We start from the raw sequence: 10,277 nt of genomic DNA, 5'->3' as shown, positions 1-10,277 counted from the left end.
TAACTAACTCCCCGGTTTGGCTAACACCTGACTGGGGGCTTTTTTTATGTCTAGCCATCAATAATTAGCGAATTTGAGAAATTTGTCCTGAAACTACTCAATAGAGGTAGAACAATTAATTGGTAGATGCACCCTGATAACTAACTCCCCGGTTTGGCTAACACCTGACTGGGGGCTTTTTTTATGTCTAGCAATCAGTAACTCCATCAATAACAAGTTTATTTAGGAGATACTGATTACTTCTAAAAAACGTTAACTAGTTTGATGAACGTACCCTAATCAATAACTCCCCTAATTGACTGCCACCGACGAGAGCTTTTTTTTCGTATGCAAAAAAGCAACTCCATTTGTGACAATTCCTCCGGAATTTATTATTGAATCATAGAACAACTAATTGGTAGATGCACCCTGATAATTGACTCCCCTGGCTGGCTGCCACCACTAGGGGCTTTTTTTTGGAAAAACTACCGTCAACCATCACATAAATTTATCCGGAAGACAGAAATTTATCCTGGAAAAATTAATTGATAGATACACCTTAATAACTAACTTCCCTGTTTCTTTGGTAATCGCTAGAGCCTTTAAGGGTAGATGTTTAATTGGTCTGCTCTGGTGATTGGTAGTTGCTTGGGGCTACACTTTAGCTCAAGATTGGAGTTTTATTCTAGCCCAGATGATGTGTTATTGGTGTGAATGTCACAGTCTGTTAACTAGATTTTCTTGAGTCTCAGGAATTATAACTTATTTTTCACTGAGTAGGTGTAAATTTATCGCAGAGTCATTACCTATCATATTTTGAATAAGTAATCTGAAAAATGTTCCCATTGAGTGATGATGATTACTTAATTTTGGTTGACTCTTTTCTCGCCCTGATTTGTAGTGTTTGCACATACTTAAGTAAGTATATGTTGGGAAGAGAATGGGTTTGCGATGACCTGTGGTCGGTTGTAGACTGTCGCCTACTGTGGGTGGGTATATCATCGCCTCATCATAGAGCCAAAAAATACCAGATTTACAGGATAATTTACTGCTTCAAGATAGTTATGATTCCAGGCGATGGCTCTATATTAGTAGAGAACTACTTATGATTTTTGTGCTGAGAGAGCATATCTTAATGCTTATGTCTCGGTTTTCTCACAGTTAAAATTTTTCTCTAGAATCTTTACCCTGTGATAGATTAATACGGCTATGTCTAGAGATATACTTAAGTATATCGGCTACATCTAAAAGAGATACAAAGCTACATGAGTTTAGCTGTTATTAAATTTTCTTCCGAAGAATGCGGTATCTGCCACAAAATGTCTTTTTATGACCAAAAGGTGGCTGAAGAACTAGGCTTGCAATTTATTGACGTAAAAATGCAGGATACAGCGACCTATCGCAAATATCGCAAGATTCTGCTCACCCAGTATCCTGATAAATCTGAAATGGGATGGCCTACCTACATTATTTGTGATTCTCCAGAAGGTGAATTCCAAATCATCGGTGAAGTGAAAGGAGGACATCCCAAAGGAGAATTTAGAACTCGTCTACAGCAGGTTATCAATTCCACTGCTAATCAGAACTAATCACCTCAAAGGATTTTACCTCTAGGACAGGGCCAATCATGGCAATGGTCATGATATCCTCGCGCACCTGTCCTTTAACTTGAGCTTTTTGCCCAGCTTTGAGTAATTCTTTATCTGCACCCTTGAGGATTTCATAGGTAGCACCCTCATCGGTGACTAATGCCCATGTACCCATGCCAAGTTCACGGCGTTCGATTTTACCTGTAACTGTGATGCTCATAATAAGTGCTGAGTAGGGCTGAGTAGGGCTGAGTAGGGAGTAGGGAGTAGGGAGTAGGGAGTAAAAATTCTACCTTGTCTACCTTGCCCCTACTCCCCTCTACGCTGTTTGTCCTTCGTTATTCAATGCTAAACGTGCTAGTGCATAACAGAGTAAGGCGTTGGCTATGAGGAATATCCTGGCTAAGTTGTCACTACCTAAGCCCCAAACGGCTGGGTCTAAAACTGCGCTGACTGTTAAGCAAGCGGCTACACCCAGGGTAGAACCAATGGCGAACCATTTCCAGTTGGGATGACCTAGTAGTAATGCCATCAACACAATTGGAATTAATACACTGGCAAATATGGGATTTAAAGCACCAGTCCCTTGGATGGTGTTGCCTAATTCGGGTAAGGAACTACCTAAAACGCGGAAAGGCCACTGGGGTAGGTCAAAGATATAGATACCTTTGAGGAAGAATAACCCAGAACTACCAAAAATCAGTCCGCTAGATAATGACCAACTCCAAGCAAAGGGGAAGTAAACCCGCAGAAACCACGCTAGGAGATAAGAACCAACTACCATTAATACCTTTGGTAATAATGCTACCGCACCGCCATCTATCCAAAAGCCAGGGTTGAGATAGCCGTTATCCCGCAACCAACGGAAGAAATCTTGAAAGCTGATTTTCCCTTCGATGGCGAGTTTCACTGCTGCTTCGGCGTTGAGTTGTCCAGCACCGTAGTAGTTGAGTCCATCGTCTTGAATGACTCTTGCTGACTGCTTGAGGACTTTTAAAATTTCCTCTGGTTCTTCGATGCCTTTAGCTTTGATTAAAGCTGCTACACCGGCAACGTGAGGAGAAGCCATGCTTGTACCTTGGAGTCCCAGAAACACGCCTTCGCCTTGTTCGTTGATGGTTTCTTGCAGAATTGACCCTGCATCAGTTCCACCAGGTGCGGAAATATCAACGCCAGCACCAAAGTTAGAATAAGGGGCTTTTTCTCCATCGGGGCCAAATGCTGAAACACCAATCACGTAGGGGTAACGGGCGGGATAGGAAGCAGAATTTTCGTTTTCGTTACCGGCGGCGGCAATGATGACTACACCTTTTCTGTGGGCATAGTCAATGGCTTGCTTGAGAAGTTGACTTTCACCGCCACCTCCTAAGCTCATATTAATTACATCTGCGCCTTTGTCAGCTGCAAATTTAATGGCTTCGGCAATATCGGCAACAGTCCCGCCACCATAGGAACTCAAAACTTTTAAGGGCATGAGTTTGGCTTCGTAGGCAATACCTGCTACACCATATTTATTATTGGTGGCTTGGGCGATAGTCCCGGCGACGTGTGTACCATGTCCGTTGTCATCGCTGGCTTCTTCTTTGTCGTTGACAAAATCGTAACCTTTGACGAATTTTGTTTCTTGCAAATCCCGGACTTTGGTAACGCCTGTGTCAATGACTGCGACAGTTACGCCACTGCCTTTAGTTTGACTCCATGCACCTTCAACACCGATTTTGTGGAGATTCCACTGTTTGCTGTAATATTCGTCGTTGGGTGCAGTTAATGAGGGTTGTACATCTTCGCCGTTCTGGGGTCTTAATATTTCGCCTAGCCAAGTAGGTTTGGCTGCTGGCTCAATTAGGTTATAGATGTAGTTCGGCTCGATAATTTCTGTAGCTTTAGCAAAGGAAGATTTCTTTAGTTCTTTGAGTCTTTTGCGATCGCCTTTGATAATATAAACATTGTCTCGTGCTGAGAATTTATTATCTAGTTGAGGAGTAACGTTGTATTTTTGAGCGATCGCTTGTAAATCTTGCTTGATCACCTCGGCTGGAATATCTTCCCGAAAATCTAACAAAATTGTCTGAAATTCGCCTTTAGCTGCTAGTCCCTGAAAATTCAGAAACCCAAATACAGCCGATACCAACCCGATGACAAACAAGCACAATATTATAAGTTTTCTCATACCAACTCATCACCGCTTTTTGCCAGTTTGCTCACTACGATAACTTATCTGTGTCCCTAATTGGTGGACTTGGCAATTTAGTTAACCTTTTTTAGTTAAATTTTTGACTTAGGACTATTTAAACGATGGAACGTGGACTTTTATGGTTGCCTCTATTAATAATATTTTTCTGGTTGGCTTGGCAAGGGTCAAAGGAGTATCAAAAAGTTGAAGCCTATCGTACTTGGGCAGAGCAATTTGATCGCGCTAAGTATGATATTTATGCGGTCTTGGGTCAAAAAGATAACGATATCACTTGGGGTAAACCCACAGCCAAAGGGCTAATTCAACTAGAAACTTTTTCTTTAGTTGATGTCCAAAAAATCCAACTTTTGATAGATAAAAAAGTAATAGATATTCATTCTTTACCTAATAAGAGTCGTTCTATTGAGCTAGAATTTATCTTTACCGACACAACTAAATCGGTGAAAGTTCCGTTTACAGAAATTCCCTTAGCAGCAGAATGGGGTAAATTTTTGCAAGCGGCATTGCAAAACTTACATCAGGAACAAAATCAGTAATTATTAGTCTCGTTAGTCAGAATTTAATTAATTGACATTTAAATTTGAGATGGTATTCATTGTAGTTTATTAAGTAGCTTGTCAAAAATATCTCTAAATTTGTCCTTGGCTTGATAAAACTGGGATATATCCCAATCAGGCGGACGTGGCTGATCTAGCTGAATTTTATCTAAATAGACATGATATTTCACCTCAATTTGTAATGCTTCAACCCCTGTTATTTGGCTGTAATGTCGAGTGATATAACCGCCAGTAAATATTTTATTTCTCACCACTTGGTAGCCCTGAAATACAAAACTATCTTCGACTGTTGATATCAAGAAGTTGCCACAGCTTTTCCCATTAAGATTCCCCAAACATATTTGGTCATCAATTAATCCGCCAAAACTGTGTAAGTCGAGTAGATAAACTTTACCAAATTCTTGAACTTTCTCTTTTAGGAGTTTTTCTAATTTTCGGTGGTAAGGAAGATAATAGTTTTGGATGCGGTTTTGTATATCTTCTACTCTGGGATTATTTTTATAAATTGGTTGACCAAATGCTGTTTGTAGCGGTACAACAGATGACCAGAAATTTCCTGCTAAGGGTTCTTTTTTTTCTCGGTTTAAGTCAACTACATATCGACTGTAATTAGCTTGCATGACTGTTACTCCCAATTGCGGGAGAAAATCATATAGTTTATCTAAATGCCAATCTTGGTTGGGGAGATATGCCTGAAATAATAGTGTAGTTATCTCTTGGGGAATTGCTAGCCCACTATGAGGGAGATTAGCAACTACTGGGACTGGTTTAGATATCGGTGTCTTAATAGTAAATAAATCCATTTGATTAATATGAATGCTGAAATAATATCCAAAATTCCTGTTGCTTTAACCATTGCCGGTTCAGATAGTGGAGGCGGTGCGGGAATTCAAGCTGATTTACGCACCTTTGCCTTTCATTGTGTCCACGGTACTAGTGCTATAACCTGCATTACGGCTCAAAATACTCTAGGGGTGGCGCGAGTTGATGCTATGCCGCCAGAGGCTGTTATAGCCCAAATGCGAGCAGTCGTTGAGGATATTGGCGTACAAGCAACGAAAACTGGAATGTTGCTGAACCAAGAAATTATTGCGGCTGTTTCCCAGCAAGTAGAGGCTTTACAAATTGATAACTTAGTTGTTGACCCGGTGATGGTATCACGCACTGGGTCGCAATTAATTGATGATGATGCTATTAAGACACTCCGCGAGCAACTTATTCCCCAGGCAGCTATTATTACACCCAATCGCTACGAAGCCCAGATTCTCAGCAGTTTAACGGTAAATACCTTAGATGATATGAGGGCAGCAGCCCAAGTAATTCATCGCAATTTAAAGGCGAAAGTTGTTTTAGTTAAGGGTGGGGGAATGCTAGGAAATGCCCGTGGCGTTGATATTTGGTTTGATGGGCAAAAGTTAGAAACCTTAACTGCACAGCAAGTAGATACTCAGAATACTCATGGTACTGGTTGTACTTTATCAGCTGCGATCGCGGCCAATCTAGCCAAAAACAAAGATTTATGGCAATCTGTACAACAAGCTAAAAAATATGTTACCAATGCACTCACTTACGCCTTAGATATCGGCAAAGGTCAAGGCCCTGTAGGACACTTCTTTCCTTTGTTATCCAACGAAGAATTACACAGTGTAGCCATTAATCAACGCTAGGCATTTGTCAAATTTCTATTCCCCATGCCCATTAACTAATGTGTAAATCCTGACAATATAACTTGAGATATTTTGGCAATAAGAGTATTTTTCCATATACTCATTGCGCTAGTTGTAAGGCTGACTATCTTTTGATAGGATGGCGCATACTTTAATTAACCTCATTTTGATACCAAGCAAGCGATGCGAACAACCACCGGTTCTGTTCATGGCAATCCATCAAAACCAACATCTCCGACTCATCCAACCTCCGTACCATTATACGTATATAGGGAATTATCAGGAGAATTAAAAGCAACACAGTCACAGTTGGATATGCTGACTGCTAAAAATCAACAATTAGTGCAAGAAAATCAACTCCTGCGCCATGAAATTACTCAAGTTGTTAAATCTTTTATACATTTGCAAAAACTAGTAGATTACCGTATTACTCCAAATTCTCACCCTGAAGTGAGTAATATCCCCAGTAATCATCAGTCTTCAGAAGCTAAAACACGCTCACAGGTTACTCGTTCACGCCAGCCTGTTGTACCTGAAGCGTCTAGCAGCAAAAGCCGTCAGACTAATTTTGCTGTGCCTGTAGTAGAAATCAATCCTCTTGTGCCAGAAACAGTCTTGATTGAAGAACAAGAAGTAGGTTACTATCCTACCTCTAAGTCAGAGGCTAAGGAAGTTAATGGTTGGTGGTTAGCAATCAGTATTGTGTTCATTATGTTGACAGCTTTTGGGGCTGGATATTTAATTGTGCGTCCCCTATTTGAACAACAAAATCGCTAGTACAAGAAGATAGAAATCCATCTCTATTGGTTATCTTGATTCATCAATTGCAGTGAATCGAATTGACTAGGATCATTTGGTGAAACTGGCTGTTTTTCTATCTGCATCAACTCAGAATTAATCTTCAAAATAGTAGTTCGCAATTGGCGATTTCTCTGAAGTAATTTTTTTCCATTTTAGCCCCCTTTTAACGCCCCATGCCCTGGTGGGTGGGGCGGTTGACTAATATTGTTTGCTCCTAACTATTCAATGCCTTAATAAACCGTTGTAAACTCTTAAACACATTGGGCTTTTTCCCTGGTGCAGCAGTGCTATCTGTAGATGTTTGTGGTTGTCCTTTGGCGAGAATTAAATCTATCTCATCACCGGATGGTTTATTGGGCAATTCGGCTATTTTTGACCATGTGTTGCTATTTTCTACCCAAATTTCCCACAATCCAGGGTAGCAACGGAATACAGCTGTTTCATCATCTACGGGACGCAGGTAATAGCAGGACTCAATGGTACTGATGAAACGTTTGCGGGTTTGTCTGGCGGCGTAACCAATGCCCACAACGCCGGAATCTTCTAGGCGGGGGTTCAACATAACGAAGGGGCGATCGCCTATTATTTCACAAATTTTTTCCAGTTGCGGCACTTCTACAGATGTAGGGGCGATAAATAAGAAAATTTCATCCTCTGGCTGAATTTTGGATTGGATAGAAGCAACCCTACCTGTACCAATATCCAAAATTTTAAATGGGGTATCTGCCCAATCCCGCCGGGCTAAACCCGCCGCGCCAGCATCAGCAAAAAAGATTTTCAAACGAGATTCATATTCTGTAAAGACAGGTAAAAATTGTTCCGCCACGGGCATAAACTTGAGTTCTGGAAACAGTAACTCAACTTGGATGCGGCTATAACCGTCTGCTAAAGCGGCTTTGGTGGCTTCACGCGCTTGGGCGATCGCATCTTCTAAGGTATTTGGCAATTCCGGCATAATCTGTATATGGCTATTTCGTATTTACTCCTATTGTTTCAGGATTGGCTCTGATTTTCACCCCTCAGTTTCAGAGAAAATTATGTTTGAGTGTTCTATAACTGGGTCAAAATCAGCCATATACCTGTCGGTAGTTAACACTTTTGGGATGACTTAGAAAACAGATTGCGAATTAAGGTTCGCATATGTTATGAATAGAAGTAAACATTGAAGTGTCTAAAGAAGCACAACCAAAACAGATTATTATCTATGCCAATCAAGGCGGTTATGAACCGTTTACAGAGTGGATAGATAATTTACTAGATAAACAGGGAAAGCGACGCATCCTGCAACGTTTACGCCGACTGGAACAAGGAAATTATGGTGATGTTGCTCCCATAGGAGATGGTTTAAGTGAATTGCGAATGTTCTTTGGCTCAGGCTACCGTGTTTATTTTGGCGAAGACCAGGAAAATATTGTTATCGTCTTATGTGGAGGTGATAAAGATACTCAACAAAAAGATATTGATTCTGCAAAAGCTTATTGGAAGGAGTATCTAAGTCGTGAGAAAATTTAGAACACTTGATGAATTTGAGGAAGAATACTTCCGCAAGCACCCTGAAGAAATTGATGATTATTTGACCGAGATATTTCAAGAATACGCACAAGACAATGACGCTGGGGCATTACTGGCCTCCTTGCGCGTGATTGCCCGTTTACGGGGAATTAGTGAAATAGCCTCACAAGCAGGTATGACGCGCCGAGGGCTACAAAAAGCTTTATCTAGCAATGGCAATCCACGTCTTGAAAACGTTAATTCTATTATGAAAGCAATGGGATATTGCCTCACACCACAAAAAATCATGCAGTCTGGGGCAGAGTGAATCTCCTATTACACGCTTTTATCTATAATGATTAAGTTAAAACCAACGGCAATGAATATCTTTATCCTGGAATCATAAATCCCCATCTAGATAGGGTTTGGATGATTCTTGGCAGCTTAGAATTAGCTCCATAGCTATATGGAGATTGCGATGGAAAAGCTCAAATTTAAACCGGGTAGTATTTACGAATTTGTGGACAGCGACAAAACTCCCGTTTTCTCAAAATTGAGATACTTGGAAACAGTTTTTAACCCCGATAGTAAAGAAATCACACTCCATTTTGAGATATCGGACGATAATACAGGAAATCCAAAAGATATTTACTTTAGCCAAAGCAGTATCAACCAACAAATAGGCAATATAGTTGAAGCTAGTGAGTATCAGGTTAGATATGAATACTGAGTTAATTAAGTTAACCCGTTGCTAAAGATAACTTCGGGACGAGTCTTTCTAAAACTTGCTTTAATACCATCGCTGTCCAATCGATATCAGCTTGGGTGGTATCACGTCCTAGGGTGAGGCGGATTCCTCCGAAAGCAGCTTTTTCGGGATAACCCATTGCTAAGAGTATGGGACTGGGGCTAAGTTTACCACTGTGACAAGCTGAACCTGCACTAATACCAATACCTGCTAAGTTAAGTTGGCGGACTAGGGTTTTACCGCTAAGTTTTTCACCGTCGGCGGATTCTAGACAGAAACTAACGTGGTGGGGTAAACGATGTTCTAAATCGCCGGTGGGGATTAAACCGGGGACATCGGCTAACAAAGAAAATAAGCGATCGCGTAACTTAATTAAACGTGGTGTTTCTGTGGCTAGTTCTTGGGTTGCTAGTTCGGCGGCGATACCAAAACCGGCGATCGCGGGTAATGCTTGTGTACCAGAACGCCAACCCCTCTCTTGTCCACCGCCACCGAGTAAGGGTATCAATTCCACACCAGGACGGATATATAAAGCCCCTGCACCTTGCGACCCATATAATTTATGACTAGATAAGCTCAGTAAATCTACAGCTAACTGCTGTACATCTATCGGTAAACGTCCTGCGGCTTGGACTGCATCAGTGTGGAATAAAGCCCCATGTTGTTGGGTTATCTGGCTTAATTCTGCAATGGGTTGGACTGTACCAATTTCACTTTGTCCGTAAATCACTGAAACTAAAACCGTGTTATGTCGCAAGGCGGCTTTTAAGTCTTGGGGATTAACTCTACCTTTTTTATCTACTCCCAAACGGGTGACTTCCCAACCCCACTTTTCTAGTAAATTGGCTGGTTCAGTAATCGCTGAGTGTTCCACGCTGGAAATAATCATGTGTTGTGGAACTGCGGACAGCCTAGCCACACCCATAATTGCTAGATTATCAGCTTCCGTACCCCCGGAAGTAAACGCGATAGCATCGGGATTGGCGGCATTAATTAAACCCGCTACTTGTACCCTAGCTTGTTCTACAATAGTTGCTGCCCGTTGTCCCCACTCATGCAGGCTAGAAGGATTCCCCCATTGTTGGGTGAGTGCGGCTTGCATCGCTGCGATCGCTTCTGGGCGCGTGGGGGTAGTAGCACTGTAATCTAGATATATTTGCATATTAATAATTAATAAAGGGTGCTGAGTAATGAGTATAGGACTTACGCATTGACAAAAAACATCATCTATAGAACCTAGGGATGCTAGAT

General features: G+C 41.3%; 12 protein-coding genes. 7 read left to right on the top strand and 5 right to left on the bottom strand.

Annotated elements, in window-relative coordinates; all coding sequences use genetic code 11:
- Positions 1–1,244 precede the first annotated feature (1,244 nt).
- Complete coding sequence (locus tag ACM0OR_RS26680; RefSeq protein WP_323266790.1) at positions 1,245–1,568, top strand: thioredoxin family protein; 324 nt, start codon at positions 1,245–1,247, stop codon at positions 1,566–1,568.
- On the opposite strand, the gene ACM0OR_RS26675 is transcribed toward ACM0OR_RS26680, so the two are convergent.
- Positions 1,555–1,788: a hypothetical protein gene (locus ACM0OR_RS26675; RefSeq protein ID WP_323266791.1), complete on the bottom strand. Its 234-nt coding sequence runs from the start codon at positions 1,786–1,788 to the stop codon at positions 1,555–1,557. The genes ACM0OR_RS26680 and ACM0OR_RS26675 overlap by 14 nt on opposite strands.
- A gap of 99 nt (positions 1,789–1,887) precedes the next feature.
- Complete coding sequence (locus ACM0OR_RS26670) at positions 1,888–3,738, bottom strand: S8 family peptidase (protein ID WP_414579437.1); 1,851 nt, start codon at positions 3,736–3,738, stop codon at positions 1,888–1,890.
- 125 nt (positions 3,739–3,863) lie between these two features.
- Here ACM0OR_RS26670 and ACM0OR_RS26665 point away from each other — a divergent pair, with 125 nt between their 5' ends.
- Positions 3,864–4,298 (top strand): hypothetical protein, encoded by a 435-nt coding sequence (locus ACM0OR_RS26665; protein ID WP_323266793.1) that lies wholly within the window; start codon positions 3,864–3,866, stop codon positions 4,296–4,298.
- Positions 4,299–4,354: 56 nt separating this feature from the next.
- Here the strand turns inward: ACM0OR_RS26665 and ACM0OR_RS26660 are convergent, their stop codons facing one another.
- Positions 4,355–5,122, bottom strand: coding sequence for an N-formylglutamate amidohydrolase (locus ACM0OR_RS26660; RefSeq protein ID WP_323266794.1), 768 nt, complete (start codon positions 5,120–5,122; stop codon positions 4,355–4,357).
- 9 nt (positions 5,123–5,131) lie between these two features.
- Here ACM0OR_RS26660 and thiD point away from each other — a divergent pair, with 9 nt between their 5' ends.
- Together thiD and ACM0OR_RS26650 are read left to right on the top strand one after the other, a co-directional pair.
- Entirely contained in the window at positions 5,132–5,986 is an 855-nt protein-coding gene (gene thiD, locus ACM0OR_RS26655; protein WP_323266795.1) for a bifunctional hydroxymethylpyrimidine kinase/phosphomethylpyrimidine kinase, read from the top strand.
- 183 nt (positions 5,987–6,169) lie between these two features.
- Complete coding sequence (locus ACM0OR_RS26650) at positions 6,170–6,763, top strand: hypothetical protein (RefSeq protein WP_414579436.1); 594 nt, start codon at positions 6,170–6,172, stop codon at positions 6,761–6,763.
- Between the two features lie 238 nt (positions 6,764–7,001).
- Here ACM0OR_RS26650 and ACM0OR_RS26645 read toward each other — a convergent pair whose 3' ends face one another.
- The gene (locus ACM0OR_RS26645; RefSeq protein ID WP_414579435.1) at positions 7,002–7,742 is read right to left on the bottom strand and encodes a DUF1995 family protein; all 741 of its coding nucleotides are present in this window, start codon (positions 7,740–7,742) and stop codon (positions 7,002–7,004) included.
- Between the two features lie 212 nt (positions 7,743–7,954).
- On the opposite strand from ACM0OR_RS26645, the gene ACM0OR_RS26640 reads away from it, so the two are divergent.
- The 3 genes from ACM0OR_RS26640 (at position 7,955) to ACM0OR_RS26630 (ending at position 9,008) form a co-directional block, all read left to right on the top strand.
- Positions 7,955–8,299 (top strand): type II toxin-antitoxin system RelE/ParE family toxin, encoded by a 345-nt coding sequence (locus tag ACM0OR_RS26640; RefSeq protein WP_190709710.1) that lies wholly within the window; start codon positions 7,955–7,957, stop codon positions 8,297–8,299.
- Positions 8,286–8,606, top strand: coding sequence for an addiction module antidote protein (locus ACM0OR_RS26635; RefSeq protein WP_190709708.1), 321 nt, complete (start codon positions 8,286–8,288; stop codon positions 8,604–8,606). The genes ACM0OR_RS26640 and ACM0OR_RS26635 overlap by 14 nt, the downstream gene beginning before the upstream one ends.
- A gap of 150 nt (positions 8,607–8,756) precedes the next feature.
- Entirely contained in the window at positions 8,757–9,008 is a 252-nt protein-coding gene (locus tag ACM0OR_RS26630; RefSeq protein ID WP_414579434.1) for a hypothetical protein, read from the top strand.
- A 10-nt stretch (positions 9,009–9,018) separates the two neighbouring features.
- Here the strand turns inward: ACM0OR_RS26630 and ACM0OR_RS26625 are convergent, their stop codons facing one another.
- A complete protein-coding gene (locus tag ACM0OR_RS26625; RefSeq protein ID WP_414579438.1) occupies positions 9,019–10,188 on the bottom strand; it encodes a cysteine desulfurase family protein in 1,170 nt (389 codons plus the stop codon).
- Between the last annotated feature and the right edge of the window lie 89 nt (positions 10,189–10,277).

It is taken from the genome of Anabaena sp. CCY 9402-a (genome assembly GCF_963920945.1).
GTDB lineage: Bacteria > Cyanobacteriota > Cyanobacteriia > Cyanobacteriales > Nostocaceae > Trichormus > Trichormus minutissimus.
The sequence above is the reverse complement of the archived record's forward strand: the minus strand, read 5'-3'. Positions and strand labels throughout refer to the sequence as shown.

Coding starts and splice junctions, on each gene's coding strand:
- ACM0OR_RS26680 (WP_323266790.1), top strand. CDS start 1,245: ATGAGTTTAGCTGTTATTAAATTTTCTTCCGAAGAATGCGGTATCTGC.
- ACM0OR_RS26675 (WP_323266791.1), bottom strand. CDS start 1,788: ATGAGCATCACAGTTACAGGTAAAATCGAACGCCGTGAACTTGGCATG.
- ACM0OR_RS26670 (WP_414579437.1), bottom strand. CDS start 3,738: ATGAGAAAACTTATAATATTGTGCTTGTTTGTCATCGGGTTGGTATCG.
- ACM0OR_RS26665 (WP_323266793.1), top strand. CDS start 3,864: ATGGAACGTGGACTTTTATGGTTGCCTCTATTAATAATATTTTTCTGG.
- ACM0OR_RS26660 (WP_323266794.1), bottom strand. CDS start 5,122: ATGGATTTATTTACTATTAAGACACCGATATCTAAACCAGTCCCAGTA.
- thiD (WP_323266795.1), top strand. CDS start 5,132: ATGAATGCTGAAATAATATCCAAAATTCCTGTTGCTTTAACCATTGCC.
- ACM0OR_RS26650 (WP_414579436.1), top strand. CDS start 6,170: ATGCGAACAACCACCGGTTCTGTTCATGGCAATCCATCAAAACCAACA.
- ACM0OR_RS26645 (WP_414579435.1), bottom strand. CDS start 7,742: ATGCCGGAATTGCCAAATACCTTAGAAGATGCGATCGCCCAAGCGCGT.
- ACM0OR_RS26630 (WP_414579434.1), top strand. CDS start 8,757: ATGGAAAAGCTCAAATTTAAACCGGGTAGTATTTACGAATTTGTGGAC.
- ACM0OR_RS26625 (WP_414579438.1), bottom strand. CDS start 10,188: ATGCAAATATATCTAGATTACAGTGCTACTACCCCCACGCGCCCAGAA.